We start from the raw sequence: 21,052 nt of genomic DNA on the forward strand, positions 1-21,052 counted from the left end.
CCGTCTGCCGGGGGGCGTCTCACTGGCTTGTGCCATTGGGTATACGGCTTGTACCAGGCAACGCTCGATTAGTAACAGCACTTAGCGCGGTTGCCGCCAGCAAAAATACACCGCTGGCCAGGAATGTGGCTTGATGGCCGAATCCGTCGTACAGCACCCCGCCCGCAGTTGCGCCCGCCGTGATGGCCAACTGAATCACGGCGACCATCAAGCCACCTCCAGCCTCTGCCTGGTGCGGCAATGCCTTGGCCAACCAGGTGAACCAGCCCACGGGAGCACAGGTGGAGACCAGCCCCCAGATACCGAGCAAAACAGCGACTGGAACGACCCAGCTACCGACCGTGATCACGGCGAAAGCGATGGCAGTCATTATCAACGGTACTCCCAGAAGAACGCGGTTCAGGTGTCGACCAACGAGCGTGCCAACTACCATCGTACCGACCAGCCCTGCGGCGCCGATTATCAGCAGCAGAAGCGAGAGCGTGGGCACGTCCACATGCGTGACCGTTTCCAGGAAGGGCCGCAGATAGGTGAACAGTGTGAACTGCCCCATGAACAGGAATGCAACTGCCGCCATGCCGAGGGCGACCCTGGAGTCTGCCAGCAAACGCAGGGATCCGGTTGCTGACGCCGCGTTGCGCTCGCTTGGCATCGCTGGCAGCGTGAAGGCTTGCCACATCAACGCCAAGGCGGCTAGCGGCAGAACGCAAAAGAACGCCCCTCTCCAGCCAATCATGCCGCCCAGGTAGCTTCCGACCGGTGCCGCGATTGCCGTAGCCAACGCGGTACCGCCCTGCATCAGGGCAATAGCCTTGGGAACGAGCGGTTCGGGGGCGATGCGCATCATCACCGCGGTGGACATCGACCAGTAGCCACCGATGGCGACTCCTAGCACGGCGCGCCCCACCATCAATGTCAGGTAATTCGGGGCGAATGCCACCATCCCCCCGGAAATCAGCATCAGCGCGGTCGTGGCCAGCAGGACAGGCTTGCGGTCGATCCCCTGGGTCATGGGGGCCAGCATCAGGCTAGTGATGACGGCAAAGAAACCCGAGATGGATATGGCCTGCCCAGCCTGGCCTTCGGTCAGTGACAAATCGGACGCAATCGGAGTGAGCAAGCTCACTGGCAGGAACTCCGAAGCCACCAGGGCGAAGGCACAGAGCGACATCGCCAGGACAGCGCTCCAGACCTGACGGCTTGTATGTTGAAGGTGTATTGCAGGGCTGCTCATAACGGATCTCGGTTTAACAATTTCAAAGACGCAGGTGCCCAGGCCCAGGGCAGAGGCTGGGCCTGGCGATGGCGTCAGTTACTTGAGGTGTTCGCCAAAGAACGACGTCAGCTTGCCGAAGGGAATCAATGCGACGCGGTCATAGAGATCGACGTGGCCAGCGCCCGGTACGATCACCAGTTCCTTGGGTTCGCCGGCAAGGCGATACGCCTCTTCACTGAACTCACGGGAGTGTGCGTCTTCTCCCGCGATGAACAGCATTGGGCGTGGCGAGATCGTCTCGATGTCATTGAACGGGTAGAAGTTCATGAAACGGACATTACTGGTCAGCGTGGGATGCGTCGTCAGAAGCGGCGACAACCCTTTGGGGGTGAACTCCCCCCGGGGCGTGCGGTAGAAGTCGTAAAACTCGCGTTCGATGGCATTGGAGTGCTCGGTCAGCTTGTCGACCGTGCCACTGGTGTACAGGGTGTCACCGCCGGCAAACTCGACATCACGCTGAGCTGCTGCTTCAGCAATGGCTTTCTTGCGTTGCTCGACTGTTACCGCGTGCTTGAGGCCGTTGCGATTGGCGGCGCCCATGTCGTACATGCTGACCGTGGCAATGGCTTTCATTCGAGGATCAATCTTCGCCGCACTGATGGCAAAGCTGCCACTGCCGCAGATGCCCAACACGCCGATGCGGTTGCGATCAACGAAACCCTGAGCGCCGAGATAGTCGACCGCGGCACTGAAGTCTTCGGCATAGATGTCCGGCGATACCAGGTTACGCGGACGCCCGTCACTTTCCCCCCAGAACGATAGATCGATTGCCAGGGTAACGAAGCCCTGCTCTGCCAGCTTCTGGGCGTAGAGGTTCGCGCTTTGTTCCTTAACCGCGCCCATCGGATGGCCGACGATGATGGCGGGATAACGGGTATTGGGTTTCAGGTTTTCAGGAACGAACAGGTTCCCGACCGTATTCATCTGAAACTGGTTTTTGAAGGAAACCCGTTCGAGTGATACCAGGTCACTCTTATAGAAATTGTCGGCTCCATGGGACATATCGGCGGCTCCTGCAGTGAGTGAACTGGCCATCAAGGCAAACGCTACGAACAAAGACTTCATGCACTCATTCCTGTCTGCTCGAAATGGAAATGGTGCGAGGGGCATGCTCTGCTGAGCACACTGGCCACCTCGCCTATAGCCATCTTCGTCGCACAAACCGCTTCATCAGTAGAGCAAACGGGTAGTTTTATTGCCTAAATCTCCAGCTCGTACCGGCTGGGCATGGACAGATGACGCAACGCGACCGTAATGTTTTCCACAAGATGATCGGAAGCTTCCTATGCCTGCCACCACACAACCGCGCCCCCCTGCGAACCCGCTGGCCACGCTGTGCGAGGTAATAGGCGCACACGCGCCCACAGCTGGCGACTTCACGACACACATCGCAGATCTCAGCGTCTACCGACGTAACGCACCGGCCCCACCGATTACCTGTATCGTCGAGCCGAGTGTCGTGCTGGTGGTACAGGGCGCCAAGGAAATGGTCATCGGTAGCGAGGTCTTCCCCTACGACACGAGCCGCTTTCTAGTCACCTCGCTGAACATCCCCGCTAACTCGGCGGTGACGATGGCCAGCGAGCAAGCCCCTTGCCTCGGCTTGGTGTTCAAGCTCGACCTGCGCACACTGGCGGAATTGATCGCACAAGATGGTCGTTTGGCGGTGAGTGGTCAGTCCTTTCACACCAGCGCTGGAGTGGGTGAATTAGGCCCGAAGTTACTGGAGAGCTTCAGCCGCCTGATCGAGCTGCTCGAGGAGCCTGACGCGATACCTGTGCTCTGGCCGCTCATTCAGCGGGAAATCCACTATCGTTTGCTGCTGAGTGACCAGGCCCCCCTCCTGCGCTACATCGCCTCCGTGGGCAGCAAGGGCCACCGGATCGCCAAGGCCATCGACTGGATGAAGCTGAACTACGCCGCGCCGCTGCGGGTGGACGAGCTGGCTTCCCAGGTGCAGATGGGACTCTCGACCTTCCACCAGCATTTTCGTCAGCTGACCGCTATGAGCCCCCTGCAGTACCAGAAGTGGCTGAGGTTGAACGAAGCGAAACGGTTGATGCTCAACGAGCATCTGGATGCCGCCACCGCGGCCTTCAAGGTCGGCTATGAAAGCCCCTCGCAGTTCAGCCGCGAGTACGGGCGCCAGTTCGGCACACCGCCAAAGCGCGATATCGCAGAACTGCGCCTGAGCGCGGAAAGATCAGCTGCCTCCACACCCAGCGTGCCCTGAGCCCAGCGCTCAGGAAACCGTCCACTACGCGATGCAAACAACCGCTCGTAGATCGCACAATAGTTCGATAATCGCACACCATCCGCTTCCCCCCTCTCTACTTGTGCCCGATCTTGCGGCACGCTTAGCACAGTCAGCAAACATTTCCCAAGCGCTGACTGGCCCCCACGTCAAAGGGCGCGCCAGGCAGGCCCACAACCCATACTCCAGGAACAACCAGGAGCTCGCTTTGATCAATAAAACCTATGAGTCCATCGCCAGCGCGGTGGAAGGCATCACCGACGGGTCGACCATCATGGTCGGTGGTTTTGGCACTGCCGGCATGCCGTCCGAGCTGATCGATGCTCTGATCGATACCGGTACCCGCGACCTGACCATCATCAGCAACAACGCTGGCAATGGCGAGATTGGCCTGGCCGCCCTGCTCAAGGCAGGCAGCGTGCGCAAGGTGGTCTGCTCCTTCCCGCGCCAGTCCGACTCCTACGTCTTCGACGAACTGTACCGGGCCGGCAAAATCGAGCTGGAAGTGGTGCCGCAAGGCAACCTGGCCGAACGCATCCGCGCAGCGGGCTCGGGTATCGGTGCATTCTTCTCGCCGACCGGCTACGGCACTCTGCTCTCCGAAGGCAAGGAAACCCGTGAGATCGATGGCCGCCAGTACGTGCTGGAAATGCCGCTGCACGCCGACTTCGCGCTGATCAAGGCGTACAAGGGTGACCGCTGGGGCAACCTGATCTACCGCAAGGCCGCGCGTAACTTCGGCCCGATCATGGCCATGGCCGCCAAGACCGCCATCGCTCAGGTCGACCAGATCGTCGAACTCGGCGAACTGGACCCGGAACACATCATCACCCCGGGCATCTTCGTGCAGCGCGTGGTCGCCGTTACCGGCGCTGCTGCTTCTTCGATCGCCAACGCTGTCTGAGGCCTGCCATGACCATTACCACAAAACTTTCCCGCACCCAGATGGCCCAGCGCGTGGCCGCAGACATCCAGGAAGGCGCATACGTGAACCTGGGCATCGGCGCGCCTACGTTGGTGGCCAATTTCCTGGGTGACAAGGAAGTGTTTCTGCACAGCGAAAACGGCTTGCTGGGCATGGGTCCGAGCCCCGCGCCGGGCGAGGAAGACGATGACCTGATCAACGCCGGCAAGCAGCACGTGACCCTGCTCACCGGTGGTGCTTTCTTCCACCACGCCGACTCCTTCTCGATGATGCGTGGCGGCCATCTGGACATCGCCGTACTGGGCGCCTTCCAGGTGTCGGTCAAGGGCGACCTCGCCAACTGGCACACCGGCGCCGAAGGTTCGATCCCGGCCGTAGGCGGCGCGATGGACCTGGCCACCGGCGCGCGCCAGGTGTTCGTGATGATGGACCACCTGACCAAGTCCGGCGAAAGCAAGATCGTGCCTGAGTGCACCTACCCGCTGACCGGCATCGGCTGCGTCAGCCGCATCTATACCGACCTGGCCGTGCTGGAAGTGACGTCCGACGGCCTGAAAGTGGTAGAGATCTGCGCTGACATCGACTTCGACGAGTTGCAAAAGCTCAGTGGTGTGCCGCTGATCAAGTAAGCCACGCAAACTGTCTGCATCCGCCTGGCGGCGAAGGGGCCGAAAATGCCCATGGCCGCCAAAGCGGTTTCCTACTGCGCTATTCCAGCGACCCTTTTCAACCGCTTCAAACCCTTGCCGGGCGTTGGTCTCGTCACGCTTGCTGAGGCCGTCCTCAACCACTGCCACGTCCAGTCACAACTGCTCGGAAATCTCGATCAGGTTGAGATCCGGGTCGCGTACGTACACGGAACGGATAGGGCCTGTCGCACCGGTTCGCTGAATCGGACCCTCAATAATTGGCCAATGCTGACCCTCAAGGTGCTCGATAACCTCTTCGAGGCTGACACTGGCGATGAAGCACAAATCCAATGCTCCAGGAACAGGCAGATGGGCTTTTGGCTCGAACTCATGCCCCCGCACATGAACATTGATCTTCTGATTGCCGTAACAGAACGCGAGACGTCCTTGGCCGAAGGTCTCCAGGCGCATGCCCAGCACGCGGATATAGAAGTCTTTACAAGCGTCGACATCGACAGTGGTCAGCACCAGGTGGTCCAGATGGTCAATCACTTCGCGATCTCCGATTCTGTAGGGGCTTGGGGACGTGCAAGGCGTTCGCTGACAACCTTTGAAGACCCCGCCCTGTTTTAGTTGCCCCCGGAATGAACGTTTTACCCACTTGACCACTCCATGTACCGCGCCATCATTGCCGGCCGACTCAAAAGCGCGATGAAGGATCCTGCGCGTGTTCCATGGAGAGGAAGATCATGAGTGTCACCCTGAAATGCCTCGAGTGCGATGGGCAAGATCTGGTAAAGCCGGGCAGGCTCCACAGAAAGTCGATTATCACCTGCAGGGAGTGCAATGCCATCGCCCAGTATGGTGACCTGTTGGAAGCAGCGGGTCGACGGTTGCTGGCCGAGCTACAGCAGCAGCTGGCCGGGTTGAAGGCAGGCTGACCACCCTGCTCTCCCGTAACCCGCTCACAAGGCCTACTTGCCAGGATGTACTTCGACCTTGGTAATTTCCAGCGCCTTGGCCTGCTGCAGAATCTCCGTCGGGGAGGCGTGCGCGGCAGGCATCACGAGGCTATTCTCACCATCCCCGTAATGCAGCACGATCAAGTGCAACGCTGCTTCGTGAACGGGGAGCCCGCTCTGCTTGAGCTCGAGCGAGTGGTTACGCGGTTCGCCCTTGAAAAGGTACGTCAGGTTGTACGTGTGCATGCTGACCTCAATGATGCTGGATAGGTAAGCATCCTGACCAGAGGGTCAGCATATGGTTCGACTCAGGCCGACATCATTGCGCAGTAGTCACAGCCGAAACCGCTTCATCATCCCGTTCAAGCCAATCGACAAGCTGGCCAACTCCTGGCTCGCCGTGCTGATCTGGCCCGCACCCTCGGAGGTCTGCACCGCAAGATCCCGAATATTCAACAGGTTACGATCGACTTCTCGAGCCACTTGTGCCTGTTCTTCAGTGGCACTGGCCACCACCAGGTTGCGCTCGTGAATCGTTGTCGCACCATCGGTGATCTCATCCAGTGCCTGCCCGGCCAACTCAGCTACCTGCAGGGTATGCCCCACCTGCTGGCTATTGCTGTGCATCGACTCCACCACCCGCGCCGTACCGCTGCGAATGGCATTGATCATTTCCTCGATCTCCAGCGTCGAGCTCTGGGTACGCGCCGCCAGCGCGCGGACTTCATCCGCCACCACAGCAAAGCCGCGGCCCGCTTCACCTGCCCTCGCCGCCTCGATCGCTGCGTTGAGCGCCAGCAGGTTGGTCTGCCCGGCAATTGCACCGATCACATCGAGTACCTTGCCCACTTCCTGCGACTGCACCGATAGTGCTTCGATCTGCCGCGACGCCTCATGCACATCCTGGCTCATCTTGCCGATCGAACTGATCGCCTCACCCACCCGCTGACGACCGCGGCGCGCCGCGTCTTCGGACTGACGCGAGATTTCGGAGGTGCTGACGGTGTTGCGCGCCACCTCTTCCACCGCGACGCTCATCTGCGTGACGGCGGTAGCGGCTTGCTGGATCTCGTCGTTCTGGCGGTTGAGGTCGCGGGAGGTTTGCTGGGTAATCGCCGACATCTGTTCGCTGGCCGCTGCCAGCTGATGAGAAGAATCGCCGATCAGCCGCAGGGCATCCTTGAGGCTGGCCTGCATGGCCGCCAGGGCATGCATCAACTGGGTCGCCTCGTCGCGGCCGGTGGCATTTACGGTATGGGATAGATCGCCGTCGGCAATGTTCTGCGCCACTCCAATGGCTTCACGCAGCGGGCTGACGATGCTGCGGGTCAGCAACCAGGCAAGGCCGATGGTCAGCACCAGCACCAGGCCGATCACACTGAAGGTCAGGTACAGGGCACGCTGGTACTCGGCGCGGGCATGCGCGGTGTGCTGTTCTGCGGTGTCGCTGCTGAACTTGACCAGGTTGTCGTACAGCTCACCGATTCGGTTGGAGATGTCCTGCATGGCGCCGCTGAGCATCGCCTGCATCTGCGGTACCTGGTTTTGCTCGGACAACCCCTTGTACTGGTCGAGCAGCACACGGTACTGGTCGATCAACCGCTGCATCTCGGCAAAGGCCGGCTTGCCCGCCGCCGGCACTACCGCACCGTAGCCCTCGACGCCCTTGTCGAGCAGGCCTTTGAGCACCTCCAGGCGCGCCAGGGTAGGCGTCAACTGCGCGGGCTCGCGGGCAATGGCCATGCGCAGGGTGATGATGCGCAGGCCCAGCATGTGGCTGCGGACTTCACCCAGGTAGCGGGTGCCGACGTTGGTCACCTGCTCGGTGTACACCACGGCTTCGCGCATGCTGGAGATCTTGTTGATGGAAAACAGCCCGAGCACCACGACCAGGGCGGCGATCAGGCTGAAACTCAGGTAAGAGCGGGTAGCGATGTTGAGATGGCGCAAGCGCATGAGGACATATCCGGGTGGCAGTGGGATGTACTACCCATTACGTTCGGCATGCAGAGGCCAATGTTGAGTGCTTGAAGGGAGTTAGCGCCCGATAATCGAACATTATTGGTTTTGCGGTGGCAGGCATCGAGCGCCGCACGGACGACGCTCGATCTTCATATCCTATAAAAACATGGAGATACAGTAATATTCTGATGTAATTGCTTAGAAATGCGCCTTGACCAACACACTCACCGCATTCTGATCCGTCGGGAATCCGTGGCTATCCTCGATCCCGTACTTGTCCGACCAATAATCCCACTCCAGCCCCGCATAAAGCCGCTTCGGCGTGTGCCCGAGGGCCTTGCCCACGTCGTACTTGAACTGCGGATTGAAGTGGAAACTCTTGGCCACGTAATCCGACGTGCCCTTGCTGCCAACGTCATTCACATACCACTCCAGGTACCCGTCAAACAGGATGTCCGATCGCCCTAGCGGTAGGGTCATTGCCCAGGTCGGGTTGATCTGCCATTGCCCCGATGCCTTGCCGGTAATTCCGTCAGGCTTGCGGTAATAGGTATTGAGCGAGAAGCGATCGAACCCCGGGATAGTCAAGTCCACGGCAGGCCCCAACAGGTATCTGCGAGTGCGCCCCTCGCCGCGCTCGTAGGTAGCGGCAATCAGTACATCCTTGACGATGCCAAAGCGCAGGTTCTGCCCGCTGACCTTACCCAGCGACAACCGCGGGGAGAACTCACCGTAGTAGCTGTGCCCGTCATTGCCCGACAAGCCGTTGGACCACTTGTTGTCGACGAACAGAAATACATCCCCCCAAGTCCAGCCGCTGGCGTGTTCGAAGGTGACGGTTTGCTGAATGTCGTTGCCGGTGCCGTCGACTTTGTAGTTGTGGCCGTACAGGTAGCTCAGGCTGTTGTCGTACCACATCAGCGGGCCGGCCTGCGCGCCGGAACTGGCCAGGGCGCAGAGGGGCAGGAAGCAGTAGCTTAGGCAGGCAAGAGGGTTGAGTTTCATGTGCATCCCTTGGGTCGAGGTCGGTGAGGTTCACCAGCAAGGGATTCAGCGGACAGACCTCTCCTCTGGCCACGTTGCAAACCGTGGCGCCACCCTTGCCGGGTGTGCGGCGTGATGCCGCCAGAGCAATGTCCCATGCCATTTCGGCACTGACCGCTTCTACTCGACTGTGCCCTAGCAGGGGGCGTGCCAACTGATCGAATACAGTCTAGCTCAGTGATTGTGGCCAATTTAATGAATTAGTGAGCACCAAGCCGGCTCAGCATTGCGCACTTTAATGGCGCCGAGCGCTCCTGCCTTGCACCTTCCCGGATCACTGCTCTGCCCTTGCAATACCCGCCCGGCCCTGAACAGCCCGGCTTTGGCGGTTTGCGTACATTGGCACGCTTCTCGCTTCATCTGCCTTCGAGTAGAAGCGGTCAGTGCCAGAAATGGCATGGGGCATTGCTCTTGCGCCTTGAATTGGGCGTACATCCGAGCGGATGATTTGCGCGCGGCCTCACGGCCTTGGGCAAGTAGAGAAATGTCGGCCGTGGCTGCTGCATGCTGTGTGCACCCTCCTCTTGCTGCGTTCTCTCTCCGCTCGGTTTTCGCTGGCGTGTTCCCCAACACCTGGCGCATTTCGAATCGAGGTGGAGAACAATCATGAAAAACCGCTTTGCTTTGACTTACCCGCTTCGCTCGCTGCTTGGCGCAGCAGTGTTGAGCAGCGCCTCCCTGGCCATGGCCAACGACAAAGTCGTGTTGCTCACCTCCTGGTACGCCCAGGCAGAACAGGGCGGCTTTTACCAGGCCGTGGCCGATGGCTTGTATGAGAAAGAAGGCCTGGATGTGTCCATCCGCATGGGCGGCCCGCAGGTCAATGGCATGCAGTTGCTGGTCAGCAAGCAAGCCGACTTCATCGTCAACTACGACCTGCAGATCCTCAAGAGCGTGGAGCAAGGGCTGCCGGTGGTCGCGGTGGCTGCGCCCTTCCAGGGCGACCCGCAGGGCTTGATGACGCACGCCGATGTCAACGGCCTGGACGGCCTGCAAAACAAGCAGGTGCTGGTGTCCACGTCCGGCCAGCAAACCTGGTGGCCCTGGCTCAAAGGCAAGTACCAGCTTCAGGACAGCCAGGCACGGCCTTACACCTTCAACCTGCAGCCCTTCCTCGCCGGCGCCGACACCACCCAGCAAGCCTACGCCAGTTCGGAACTGTTCCAGGCCATCAAGGCAGGCCAGAAACCCAACTTCTTCCTGTTCGCCGATGCAGGTTACCCGCCCTACGGCTCCACCGTGGTCACCCGCCAGGACGTCATCGACCAGCATCCCGAGCGCGTCGCCGGGTTTGTCCGCGCCTCGCTCGAGGGCTGGAAACGTTACCTGGACAACCCCGCAGCGGGCAATGCGCTGATCAAGCGCGACAACCCCAACATGAGCGATGAGCTGCTGGCTTGGGGCGTCTCGACGCTCAAGCAATACCAGCTGGTCACAGGGGGCGACGCTGCCAGCCACGGCATCGGCACGATGAACGACGCCCGCTGGCAGGCCACCCGCGACTTCATGGTCCAGGCCGGCCTGCTCGGCGCCGCCGCCCCTTGGCAAAAGGCCTATACCACCCGCTTCGTGCAAGGCCTGAACGTGCAGCCCGACACCGTCCAGGCCGCCAGCCGCTGAGCCTTATAACAACACTTAATACCGTGAGGAAACTGGATCATGCTGGTCACCAAACAACCTGTATTGCGACGCTTCTGGTACGCCCTGCTGCCCATGACAGCCCTGGACGACGGGCCAAAACCCTTCACCTTGCTCGGTGAAGCCCTGGTCCTTTGGAAGCGCCCCGATGGCACCCCGGTAGCGATGCGCGACCGTTGCTGCCACCGCACCGCCAAATTGTCCAAGGGCTTTGTCAGCGAAGACGGCAATATCGCCTGCGGCTACCACGGCTGGGAATACGACTGCAGCGGCACCTGCGTGAAGATCCCGCAGAACCCGACGGGGGCGATACCGCCGGGCGCGGCCGTCAAGGCCTACCATTGCCAGGAAAAGTATGGCTATGCCTGGGTCGCGCTGGACGATCCGCTGCAGCCGATCCCCGACTTCCCGGAAGACGGCGCCCCCGGCTACCGGCGCATCTTCCAGTTCTACGAAGAGTGGAAAACCAGCCCGCTGCGGGTGATGGAAAACTCTTTCGACAACTCGCATTTCTCCTTCGTGCACAAGGCCAACTTCGGCCTGTTCGACCAGCCGCAACCGGCCAGCTATGAGTTTCGCGAAACCGATTATGGCTTTGAAGCCGAAACCCGCGTCCCCATCCGCAACCCTGAAGAAAGCTTCGCCATTACCGGCACCCGTGCGCCGATCACCGAGCGTCACCTGGTCAATCGCTACTACCTGCCGTTCTCCCGACGCTTTGGCTGCATGTACCCGGACAGCGGCATCCACCACATCATCTACAACTGCGCCACACCGATCGATGACGGCCGGTTGATGCTGGTGCAGTGGCTCTATCGCAACGACAGCGAAGCAGACTGCCCGACCCAGGCACTGATCGACTGGGACGCGGCGATCACCGCCGAAGACCGTGACATCCTCGAGGCCACCGACCCGGACGCCTGCGTCGATACCCGGCGGCGTGTCGAGCTGCACATGCCCTCGGACAAGCCAGGCCTGGTAATCCGCCGGCAGCTGCTGGGCCTGCTCGAAGCCCATGGCGAAAGCGAAGTGTTCGCCAGCCACTGACCGCCTGTTCGGCGCCCCGGTGTACCGGGGCATACACAACCGCTCATGACCTTTGGGGAGAGCGCCATGTTGATGCAGACCCTGTCCGAAACCTGCGCCCAGCTGCAGGCACCACCCAACGCCGACGCCTTGGGTAGCGACACGCCACTGTTCGCCAACCAGGTCGAGAAGACCTACAGCAACGGCACCGTCGCCTTGCACCGCGTCAAGCTGGCGATCCAGCGCGGCGAGTTCGTGTCGTTGCTGGGCCCCTCCGGCTGCGGCAAAAGCACCTTGTTGAAAATGTTCGCCGGCCTCGAACAACCCTCGGCCGGCCATGTGCGCTGGTGGGGCAAGGATGCCCCAGGCAGCGATCCACAGGCCAGCGGTGCTGGCCGCAGCCTGGCGATGGTGTTCCAGGAGGCGACCTTGATGCCCTGGGCCAGGGTGCAGGACAACGTGCGCCTGCCGCTGGACCTGGCGGGCACGCCCAAAGCCCACAGCCAGCCCAAGGTACAGGCTGCGCTGGAACTGGTAGGCCTGGGCGCGTTCGGCCGGGCCTACCCGCGCGAGTTGTCTGGCGGCATGCAGATGCGCGCATCGATCGCCCGGGCGCTGGCCACCGAACCTAACCTGCTGCTGATGGACGAGCCGTTCGGCGCCCTGGACGAGTTCACCCGCAACAAGCTCGACAGCGACCTGCGCCAGCTCTGGGCCCAACGCGACCTGACCGTGGTGTTCGTCACCCACAGCATCTTCGAGGCGGTGTATCTGTCGTCGCGGGTGGTGGTGATGGGCGCGCGGCCCGGGCGGGTGATCGCCGATGTGCCCATCGACGGCCCGCTGGAGCGGGACGAGGCCTACCGCACCTCCCCGGCCTTCATCGCGCAGTGCGCCCACCTGTCCCGGCTGCTGGCCCAGGCCAACGGCGAACCTGCTTGAGCGCCCAACTTCAGAGCACAACCTGAGAGCCCTGACATGAGTCGACCTTCTACCCCCTGGCTACACAACCCCACGGTACTGCGCATCGCTTCGCCGCTGCTGGTCGGCGCGGTGCTGCTGGGCCTCTGGCAGCTGGCCTGCATCGCCTGGCAAGTACCGGTCTACCTGGTGCCGTCACCCGCCGACATTGGCCGCACGCTGATCAGCGACGGCCCCATGTTGCTCGGTGCACTGTGGATGACCCTGAAGATCACCTTCCTCTCGTTCGCCCTCGCAGTCGTCATCGGCACACTGGCCGCATTCGTGTTCGTGCAGAGCCGGCTGGTGGAAGCCAGCCTGTTCCCCTACGCGATACTGCTGCAGGTGACGCCCGTGGTGGCGATCGCACCGCTGATCATCATCTGGTGCAGCGACACCACCCTGGCGCTGGTGATCTGCGCCACCCTGGTCGCGGTATTTCCGATCATCGCCAACACCGTGCTGGGCCTGCGCAGCGTCAACCCGGGGCTGCTCAACCTGTTCCGCCTCAATCGCGCAAGCCGCTGGCAGGTACTGCTGCGCCTGCGTATTCCCAGTGCCTTGCCGTGCTTCTTCGCCGGCCTGCGGATCGCCAGTGGCCTGGCCTTGATCGGCGCCGTGGTGGCCGAGTTCGTGGCCGGCACCGGGGGCACCGGCGCCGGGCTGGCGTACCAGATCCTGCAAGCGGGCTTTCAGCTCAACATTCCGCGGCTGTTCGCCGCCCTGGTGCTGATCGCCCTGACCGGCGTCGCATTGTTCAGCCTGATGGCCCTGCTGGCACGTTTGAGCCTGCGCCACTGGCACGAAAGTGAACTGGGTTAAGCCCTTGGAGCCCCCTATGAAGCATTCCGACAGCTGGCTGATCCGCAATGCCAGTGCCATCCTCACCGGCCTGCGCGGGCCAGCCGCCCGCCACGCCGGGCCGGACATCCGTATCAGCCAAGGGCGCATCGCTGCCCTCGGTGCCCTGCAACCGCTGGCGGGTGAGCAGGTGCTCGACGCCACCGACTGCGTGGTCTACCCAGGTTGGGTGAATACTCACCACCACCTGTTCCAGTCGCTGCTCAAGGGGATCCCGGCGGGCATCGATCAAAGCCTTGGAGCGTGGTTGGGCGCGGTACCCTATCGCTACCGTGGCCTGTTCGATGAGCACAGTTTCCGCCTGGCCGCGCGTATCGGCCTGGTAGAGCTTGCCCGCTCCGGCTGCAGCACGGTCGCCGACCACCATTACCTGTACCTGCCAGGCATGGCCTTCGACAGTGCGCAGATTCTGTTCGAGGAGGCAGAACGGCTGGGCCTGCGCTTCGTGCTCTGCCGGGGCGGCGCAACCCAGGTGCGCCAGGCCGAAGGCGCCGCCAGTGCCGGCCCAGAAACCCTCGAACAATACCTTGATGACGTCGGGCGGCTGGTGCGCAGTTACCACGACCCCGCCCCCGACGCCTGGCGCCGGGTGGTGATGGCGCCCACCAGCCCGCCTTACTCGATGCCGCCAGAGCACCTGCGCGAAACCGCCCGCGCCGCACGCAAGCTGGGCATCCGCCTGCACAGCCACCTGAGCGAAACGGTGGAGTACCAGAACGAAATCCAGCGCCGCTACAACCTGTCACCTGTGGCGTTCTGCGCGGAGCACGAGTGGCTCGGCGCAGACGTGTGGTTCGCCCATCTGGTCAAGCTCAGCCCCGAGGAAATCCGGCTACTGGGCGCCACCGGCACCGGCATTGCCCACTGCCCGCAGAGCAACGGGCGCTTGGGCAGCGGCATTGCCGATATCCTGGCCATGGAAGCGGCAGGCATGCCGATCTCGATCGGTGTGGACGGCGCAGCCTCCAACGAAGCCTGCGACATGATCAGCGAAACCCACGCCGCCTGGCTGATGCAACGGGCCAAGGCCGGCGAGCGGGCTTTGCCCGACTATGCAGGCGGCGAACTGGAAGGCGGCGCCCATGCCGCCAGCGTGGAAGACGTGGTGCGTTGGGGAACCGCCGGTGGCGCGCAGGTGCTGGGGCTGAACGCGCTTGGCACGCTGGAGGTTGGCATGGCAGCGGACCTGGCAGTGTACCGCCTGGACCAGCCCCGCTACTTCGGCTTGCACGACCTGGGAGTTGCGCCAGTAATGGGCGGTGGCCGGCCGACCTTGCGCGCCTTGTTGGTAGGTGGGCGCCTGAGCGTGGACAACGACACGATCCCTGGCCTGGACCTCGCCGAACTGGGTAGCCAGGCCCGTGAAGCCGTGCTGCGCCTGCAGCGGGCTGCGGGGGTACGCGCATGAGCTGGACCTCCTTGCAGGTACGCGCCTTGCGCCTGGAAGCTGACGACGTACTGGGTGTCGAACTTGGCACACCGGGCGGCGCACCGTTGCCGCTGAGCTGGGCGGCCGGCGCCCATGTCGACCTGCGCCTGGGCAACGGCCTGGTCCGCCAATACTCCGTGGTCAGCCTGCCCGAAGAGGGCCATCTGTACCTGGGCATCAAGCGTGAGCCTGCCTCGCGCGGCGGTTCACAGTGGTTGCACGAGCACCTGCGTCTGGGCGCACGGATCGAGGTCGGCACCCCGCGCAACCTGTTTGCCCTGCAACCGGGGGCGGGCCCAGTGACATTGCTGGCGGCCGGGATAGGCATCACGCCCCTGCTGCCGATGTACCGCGAATGCCTGGCGCAAGGGCGCGCGGTGCGCCTGCTGTATTTCACCAAGGACGCGCGACAGCTGCCGCTGATCCAGCGCCAGAACCTGCCGATCGAAGTGTTCAGCGGCTTGCGCGCCGCGCAGGTCAAGCAAGCCTTGAGCGGGCTTTTGCCCGTTTGGCAGCCCCAAGCCAGCCTGTATTGCTGTGGGCCCGCAGGGTTCATGGACAGTGTGGAGCAGGCCGCTTTCGCCCATGGCTGGCCAGCGTCGGCCTTGTACCGCGAGCACTTCAAGCCTGCCGAACCTGCAGCCCAGGCCGACTCCAGCTGCACACTGGTGTTGCAGCGCAGCGGGCGTGAGGTCCAGGTGCAAGCCGGCGAAAGCCTGCTGCAGGCCGCTGCGCGGGTCGGGGTGGACCTGCCCATCTCGTGCGGCATGGGCATTTGCGGTGCGTGCATGTGCCGGGTTATCGAGGGCGAGCCAGAGCACCGTGACGAGTGTCTGACTGAAGCTCAACGCAGCAGCGGCGAATGGATCACGCCGTGCGTCTCGGCGTCGCGCAGTGCGCGCCTGGTGCTGGACGCCTGAAAGCAGGCACGCTCTAAGGGCATCGAAGCACGCCTTGAATCGCTGAAACCACCTGCAGCGTAGCGTCTTCGATCGTCCCTTCATTGCGGCACAACAGCCAGCCGTTCTCTGCGACGGCTCGCTCGAAGGCCTGGGTACAGGCCACATGCTCTTCGAACCTGTGCATCACCGTGCTGCTCAACCCGCGCGTGCGTGCCGTCGCCCTCGCCCATGAAATATCCGGGGCGGTGACGACCCCCACACTCAGGTCGGGTACACGCACATTACTGGCGATGTTGAGGCGCAGGATCTCAGGGAACGGGATCAGCCGGCGAAACGCGGCTTCCGACGGGTACCAGCGGTCGATCAGGATGATGCTGCCCGGCGGTTGTCTGGGCAGCACCTGCTGGGATATCCAGGCACGGCTCTGGGCAAAGCGCTCACAAACCGCCAGCTCAAGGTCCGGGCTGGGGCTTCTGACGAACTGGTTGACCAGGGCCATGGTTTGCGCCCTGAAGGGATCGCTCTTGCGCTCACAGATACGGATGACTTTCAGGCCGTCAGCCCGTAGTGCTTGGGTGACGGCCTCCAACAGTGTGGTTTTGCCGGTGCCCTTGGGGCCGTCCATGGAAATGAACAGCGAGCGGCTCATGCTTCGCACAACGCGTGACAAGCAGCGCTTGCAGGGGGCATATCGTGCAACGGCATCTTGATTCCTTCACGTAAGACAGTGATGAACATTCTATAGCGTGGTGACGTCCGCATCAGTCAATAAAACCGCCCCTTTGCAACACCACTGAAGGTTGCGTGAATCCGGCTATGCTGGAAGCAATTCGCACGCAGGCGCCGGGAGTGGAGCATGGGGATCAAGCGTTGTTCAGGATGGGCGGCTTGGCTGATTCTGGGGTTGCACATGATGGTTTCTCCCCTCCTCCATGCGGACAGCGCTCAGCCCGCCACAGGCGTCGAGGGCGTCATCGCCGAACCAGCCGCACTCACGGTCATCAACCGCACGGTGTTCGTCTTTCGGTCTACCTTGCTGGGTGAAACTCCCAAGGCACGCGCCCAGCGCGCAAAGAGCCTGATCGAAGAAACCCTGCAGGAGAACGACGATCTCAAGGTCAGGACCGACCCTATCCTGAACAGCTATCTGGTGCTGCTGGGCGGCCGTCGGGCATTCATCGTTACTCCGCTCGATGCCGCTGCCGACGACATCACGCCAAGGGAGGCTGCCGAACGTGCTGCCGAGAACCTGCGCCTGGTGGTCGAGGAAACGCGCCAGGCACGCAGCCTCAGGTTTCTGTTGACGGCCCTTGGCTACTCGGCGGCCGCCACCCTGGTGTTTTTCCTGTTGCTCAAGGCCGCAGGGCTCAGCCGCCGCAAGCTTCTGGGGCTGTTGCCCAAGCTGATGGGCAAGCACTCCGAACGCCTCAAGGTCGGCCATACCCAGCTGTTCGACATGCAGAATCTCTACTACCTGATCGACCGCTCACTGTGGCTGTTGTACTGGTTGGTCGTGCTGTTGCTCTGCTACCAGTGGCTGGGTTTCGTGCTGTCGCAGTTCCCGTACACCCGTTCCTGGGGCGAAAGCCTCAATGTCCATTTGATGGAGCTGTTCAATTATCTGGTCAGCGGCATTCTGCGCGCCATGCCGGGCCTTGCCGTGGCCGTCTCGATCTTCTTCATCGCCCGCGGCATCAGCGCCTTCTCCAAGCGCGTACTACGGCGCATGGCCCGCCCGGGTACCTTGTCGTGGCTCACAGCCGAAACTCTACAACCCACCATGCGCCTGACCTCGCTGGCCATCTGGCTGTTCGCGCTGGTGATGGCCTACCCGTATTTGCCCGGCTCGGGCACCGATGCCTTCAAAGGGCTGTCTGTGTTGATCGGTTTGATGATTTCACTGGGTGCAACCAGCGTCATCGGCCAGGGTGCAGCCGGTTTGATCCTTACCTACACCCGTACGCTTCGGGTCGGCGAGTTCGTCCGGGTGGGCGAATACGAAGGGACAGTGACCGAAGTGGGGATGTTCACCACAACGATCAGAACCGGGCTTGGTGAGGTCCTGACGCTGCCCAATTCCATGATTACTGGGGCGGTGACCAAGAACTACTCGCGTATCGTGCAAGGGCAAGGTTATGTCGTGGACACGGTTGTCACCATCGGCTACGACACGCCTTGGCGCCAAGTAGAAGCCATGCTGCTGGAAGCCGCACGGCGCACCGAAGGCGTACTACAGGAGCCCAAACCACAGGTGTTCCAGACGGCCCTGTCGGATTTTTACCCCGAGTACCGCCTGGTCGCGCAGGCCATTCCCTCTGAACCCCGGCCACGCGCCCTGTTGCTGAGCCTGTTGCACGCCAACATCCAGGACGTGTTCAACGAATATGGCGTGCAGATCATGTCGCCGCATTACCTGGGCGACCCGGAACAGGCCAAATGGGTACCCAAAGAGCAGTGGCATACCGCCCCGGCCAATCCCCAAATCCCTGGGCAAGGCCCGGTCAGCTGACCGTCAGCGCAATGATTACCGGCCCGCAGACCGCGAGCAACACATTGGAAATGGCATAGCACACAGTAAACCCGATGACGGGTGTGTTGCTGCCAGACTGCTCAAGGATCTTGTTCATCGACGCCGCTTCGGTTTGCGCCCCGGCCAAGGCCCCAAACAGGATCAGCGGGTGCAAACGAAGCACGTAATAACCGAAGTACAAGGTCACCAGGGGCGGGATCAAGGTTACTGCCGCGCCCGAAACCAGCAACGCAAGGCCTTGCGTTTCGATCGCGGCCAGTGCGGCCGGGCCGGCCAGCAACCCTACCACAGCGCCGAACGCGGTCAGGCCGAACTCCGAAAATGCCCATTGCGCCGCCGGCGGTAACGCACCGAAGTCAGGGTGGCGCGAGTTGTACCAGCCGATCAGCAGGCCAACCAGCAATACCCCGCCACCCACACCGAGTTCGACAGGGATGATACCGATGTGCGTGGACAGCATGCCGAGCAATGACCCCACGACCAGACCAAGCGCATGAATGGCGATATCGCTCTTGTAAAGGTTCTGGCGCACCCGGCCTACCTGCCCCGCCAGGGCCTCGACACTGCTCGTGCGCCCGGTCAGGGTAATCACATCGCCACGGCGCAGCACCGTCTCGGGCAACAGCGGCAGCTCCAGGCCCTGGCGCGTGATGTCGACGATGTAACAGCCCATTCGCGTGGCGCCGACCAGTTCTTGCTTGATCTGGCGGAGGGTTTTGCCGGCAAAGGTGCGCGAAGTGAGCACAATCTGCGCCGTACGGGTAGCGAAGGACATCGATAGCGGGTCATCCACCTCCGGGCCTATCCACTGACTGAGCGCTGGCACGGCTTCACGTAATGCATAAACGCCCAGCACATCGCCACGCTGCAGGCGCACGTGTGCTTCGCGCTCAAGCACCCGACCGTCGCGCACCACCCGCTCGACACTGAGGTTGCGGTGCAAGGCCTCGATATCGGCAATGCTCATGCCCTCCGCCTCAGCCACCGCCAGTTTGTGGGCCCGCACCACGATCCGCGTGTAGGGCACGCCCAAAGCAGCGTCCTCCTGTTCGATACCCAGCGAGCGCTCAAGCTCACGGGCAGAGGCGGCAAGGTCTACGCGAAGCAGGCGCGGTGCGATGCTGCCCACGAATACCACCAACCCAATCGTGCCGAATACATAGGTGATGGCATACGCCACCGCCATGTGGCTGTTCAGTTGTGCCTTGGCGGCTTCGTCGAGCGCGAGCTGGGCAATGGCGCTGCTGGCCGTGCCCATGATCGCCGTGTCGGTCAGCGCGCCAGCGCCAAGCCCGGCAGTAAAGCCGGCATCGAAACCATAAAGACTGTGCGCAGCAAGGATGGTGGCCAACGCCGTGCCGCACAACACCACAGACAGCAGCACCAGCTTCAAGGTGCCGCGGTTGAGGCTGCCGAAGAATTCCGGGCCGCTCTTGAAACCCACCGCGTAGATGAACAACGCAAAGAATACCGATTTGAGCTCATGCGGAACGTCCAGTCCGATCTGCCCAATGGCCAGGCCCATGAGCAAAGCGCCGGCCACCGAGCCCAGGTGGAAGCTGCCAAGGCGTATCCGGCCTATCAGCACACCCAGTGCAATGGCCAGGAACACGGCAATTTCCGGGTTTGCACGCAAGGCGTGAAGTATGAATTCGATCATTGCCGCACCTCCCTGGAAGCGCAAAGGCCTGCACTCCAACACCCATTGACGGCGTCCAAGTACAGGCCTGGGTACACTGCAAACAGCGGGCTATTTGGCCTTGGCTTTCATCTGCAGATAGTACTGATGGACGTCGGATGCCCAGCTGTCCAGCACTTTCTTGGCATCCGAGGCCTGCATGACCTGGCTGCTGTTGTCCAGTTGCTGCCCAGCCCCCTTGCGCACCCCTTGGGCGATGACCTTGTTGGTCTGGGCGTCAATGAAAGCCACCTCCGTGGCAATGGTCGTGTCCTGGTCGCGAATACCGGTAGCGGCGCTGACCCCCGCCGCCACAAGGGCGATCGGAATCACTTCGTAAGGCCGCAAACCCTTGGTCTTGCTGCTTACCCCGGTAATGGCCGGGCGCACGATAATGGTGCCGGCACCCGGGGAGGTGGCCAGCGGCAATGACTTGCCCAGTTCACGTTTGAGCGCCGTGTCGTAGTAGCTGGTGATGCCTTGCAGCGTGCTCTGGGGGATTTTCTCGGTTGGTTGCGGTTTGGGATACAGCTGGCTGGGCTCGACATAGAAGGCGGTGTATTTGTTGATATCAAGCTGGGGATCGACCCAGCGCATCACCGGCGCGCCTGAAGGTGATTCGGCTTCTTTCAAGCGACTGTAGTCCTTTAGAAAACCTGAATATTCATCCGGCTGGGTCAACTTGCTGGTGCACCCCACAAGCGTAAGCGAAGCGACACACAGCGTACTTGCCAAAAACGCTAATCTCATTCCCGAAACTCCTGTATGGCCGCACGTACGCAAGCCGTGACAGACATGAAAATGTAACGTGGCACTGGCCACTTCCTACCACTGATGCAGTGCAATCAGGCAAGGGTAGTTATAGACCCGGCGCAATGAACTGGCCGACAGATTTACAGATTGTTCGCTGAACATTTGCCTAATACAGGAGCGCTTCTATATTCACAAAGGCCTGATTTCAAGTTGACCAGAGCGT

20 protein-coding genes are annotated in these 21,052 nt (G+C 61.8%); 11 read left to right on the forward strand and 9 right to left on the reverse strand.

The window, feature by feature from the left end; genetic code table 11:
- Nucleotides 1-19: 19 nt before the first annotated feature.
- Nucleotides 20-1,234 carry an MFS transporter gene (locus tag NGJ21_RS23390; protein WP_115274907.1) on the reverse strand — a complete coding sequence of 405 codons (1,215 nt, stop codon included), beginning with the start codon at nt 1,232-1,234 and terminating at the stop codon, nt 20-22.
- Nucleotides 1,235-1,312: 78 nt separating this feature from the next.
- Nucleotides 1,313-2,341 (reverse strand): alpha/beta hydrolase, encoded by a 1,029-nt coding sequence (locus tag NGJ21_RS23395; protein ID WP_115274908.1) that lies wholly within the window; start codon nt 2,339-2,341, stop codon nt 1,313-1,315.
- Nucleotides 2,342-2,561: 220 nt separating this feature from the next.
- On the opposite strand from NGJ21_RS23395, the gene NGJ21_RS23400 reads away from it, so the two are divergent.
- The 3 genes from NGJ21_RS23400 to NGJ21_RS23410 all read left to right on the forward strand — a co-directional run bounded on the left by NGJ21_RS23400 (nt 2,562) and on the right by NGJ21_RS23410 (nt 5,084).
- A complete protein-coding gene (locus tag NGJ21_RS23400; protein ID WP_119689017.1) occupies nt 2,562-3,509 on the forward strand; it encodes an AraC family transcriptional regulator in 948 nt (315 codons plus the stop codon).
- A 229-nt stretch (nt 3,510-3,738) separates the two neighbouring features.
- The gene (locus NGJ21_RS23405; protein WP_039601534.1) at nt 3,739-4,434 is read left to right on the forward strand and encodes a 3-oxoacid CoA-transferase subunit A; all 696 of its coding nucleotides are present in this window, start codon (nt 3,739-3,741) and stop codon (nt 4,432-4,434) included.
- 8 nt (nt 4,435-4,442) lie between these two features.
- A complete protein-coding gene (locus NGJ21_RS23410; RefSeq protein WP_012314450.1) occupies nt 4,443-5,084 on the forward strand; it encodes a 3-oxoacid CoA-transferase subunit B in 642 nt (213 codons plus the stop codon).
- 174 nt (nt 5,085-5,258) lie between these two features.
- Here NGJ21_RS23410 and NGJ21_RS23415 read toward each other — a convergent pair whose 3' ends face one another.
- Nucleotides 5,259-5,636, reverse strand: coding sequence for a VOC family protein (locus tag NGJ21_RS23415; protein WP_119689016.1), 378 nt, complete (start codon nt 5,634-5,636; stop codon nt 5,259-5,261).
- Nucleotides 5,637-5,833: 197 nt separating this feature from the next.
- On the opposite strand from NGJ21_RS23415, the gene NGJ21_RS23420 reads away from it, so the two are divergent.
- A complete protein-coding gene (locus tag NGJ21_RS23420) occupies nt 5,834-6,025 on the forward strand; it encodes a hypothetical protein (RefSeq protein WP_196996291.1) in 192 nt (63 codons plus the stop codon).
- A gap of 33 nt (nt 6,026-6,058) precedes the next feature.
- Here NGJ21_RS23420 and NGJ21_RS23425 read toward each other — a convergent pair whose 3' ends face one another.
- The 3 genes from NGJ21_RS23425 to NGJ21_RS23435 form a co-directional block, all read right to left on the reverse strand.
- The gene (locus tag NGJ21_RS23425) at nt 6,059-6,292 is read right to left on the reverse strand and encodes a hypothetical protein (protein ID WP_251962745.1); all 234 of its coding nucleotides are present in this window, start codon (nt 6,290-6,292) and stop codon (nt 6,059-6,061) included.
- Between the two features lie 87 nt (nt 6,293-6,379).
- Nucleotides 6,380-8,002: a methyl-accepting chemotaxis protein gene (locus tag NGJ21_RS23430; RefSeq protein WP_046786323.1), complete on the reverse strand. Its 1,623-nt coding sequence runs from the start codon at nt 8,000-8,002 to the stop codon at nt 6,380-6,382.
- Nucleotides 8,003-8,206: 204 nt separating this feature from the next.
- Nucleotides 8,207-9,013, reverse strand: coding sequence for an outer membrane protein OmpK (locus NGJ21_RS23435; RefSeq protein ID WP_080952116.1), 807 nt, complete (start codon nt 9,011-9,013; stop codon nt 8,207-8,209).
- Between the two features lie 645 nt (nt 9,014-9,658).
- Between NGJ21_RS23435 and NGJ21_RS23440 the strand changes: the two genes are divergently transcribed.
- The 6 genes from NGJ21_RS23440 to NGJ21_RS23465 all read left to right on the forward strand — a co-directional run bounded on the left by NGJ21_RS23440 (nt 9,659) and on the right by NGJ21_RS23465 (nt 15,886).
- Nucleotides 9,659-10,672, forward strand: coding sequence for an ABC transporter substrate-binding protein (locus tag NGJ21_RS23440; protein WP_046786325.1), 1,014 nt, complete (start codon nt 9,659-9,661; stop codon nt 10,670-10,672).
- Between the two features lie 39 nt (nt 10,673-10,711).
- On the forward strand, nt 10,712-11,737 hold the full coding sequence (locus tag NGJ21_RS23445) for an aromatic ring-hydroxylating dioxygenase subunit alpha (RefSeq protein ID WP_115274915.1): 1,026 nt from the start codon (nt 10,712-10,714) through the stop codon (nt 11,735-11,737).
- Nucleotides 11,738-11,803: 66 nt separating this feature from the next.
- A complete protein-coding gene (locus NGJ21_RS23450) occupies nt 11,804-12,658 on the forward strand; it encodes an ABC transporter ATP-binding protein (RefSeq protein WP_161872641.1) in 855 nt (284 codons plus the stop codon).
- A 111-nt stretch (nt 12,659-12,769) separates the two neighbouring features.
- On the forward strand, nt 12,770-13,498 hold the full coding sequence (locus tag NGJ21_RS23455; protein WP_172655317.1) for an ABC transporter permease: 729 nt from the start codon (nt 12,770-12,772) through the stop codon (nt 13,496-13,498).
- 16 nt (nt 13,499-13,514) lie between these two features.
- On the forward strand, nt 13,515-14,945 hold the full coding sequence (locus NGJ21_RS23460) for an amidohydrolase family protein (protein WP_251962746.1): 1,431 nt from the start codon (nt 13,515-13,517) through the stop codon (nt 14,943-14,945).
- On the forward strand, nt 14,942-15,886 hold the full coding sequence (locus tag NGJ21_RS23465; RefSeq protein ID WP_251962747.1) for a PDR/VanB family oxidoreductase: 945 nt from the start codon (nt 14,942-14,944) through the stop codon (nt 15,884-15,886). Before NGJ21_RS23460 ends, NGJ21_RS23465 begins: the two co-directional genes overlap by 4 nt.
- Before the next feature lie 13 nt (nt 15,887-15,899).
- Here NGJ21_RS23465 and NGJ21_RS23470 read toward each other — a convergent pair whose 3' ends face one another.
- The gene (locus tag NGJ21_RS23470) at nt 15,900-16,517 is read right to left on the reverse strand and encodes a dTMP kinase (protein ID WP_204917937.1); all 618 of its coding nucleotides are present in this window, start codon (nt 16,515-16,517) and stop codon (nt 15,900-15,902) included.
- 207 nt (nt 16,518-16,724) lie between these two features.
- On the opposite strand from NGJ21_RS23470, the gene NGJ21_RS23475 reads away from it, so the two are divergent.
- Complete coding sequence (locus NGJ21_RS23475) at nt 16,725-18,377, forward strand: mechanosensitive ion channel family protein (protein ID WP_174141344.1); 1,653 nt, start codon at nt 16,725-16,727, stop codon at nt 18,375-18,377.
- Here the strand turns inward: NGJ21_RS23475 and aspT are convergent.
- Together aspT and NGJ21_RS23485 are read right to left on the reverse strand one after the other, a co-directional pair.
- Entirely contained in the window at nt 18,370-20,058 is a 1,689-nt protein-coding gene (gene aspT / locus NGJ21_RS23480) for an aspartate-alanine antiporter (RefSeq protein ID WP_174141345.1), read from the reverse strand. The two genes, NGJ21_RS23475 and aspT, sit on opposite strands and share 8 nt — an antisense overlap.
- A 90-nt stretch (nt 20,059-20,148) precedes the next feature.
- Complete coding sequence (locus NGJ21_RS23485) at nt 20,149-20,826, reverse strand: DUF3313 domain-containing protein (RefSeq protein ID WP_119689004.1); 678 nt, start codon at nt 20,824-20,826, stop codon at nt 20,149-20,151.
- Between the last annotated feature and the right edge of the window lie 226 nt (nt 20,827-21,052).

Source organism: Pseudomonas sp. Marseille-Q5299 (genome assembly GCF_943737035.1).
Classification (GTDB): Bacteria; Pseudomonadota; Gammaproteobacteria; order Pseudomonadales; family Pseudomonadaceae; genus Aquipseudomonas; species Aquipseudomonas putida_E.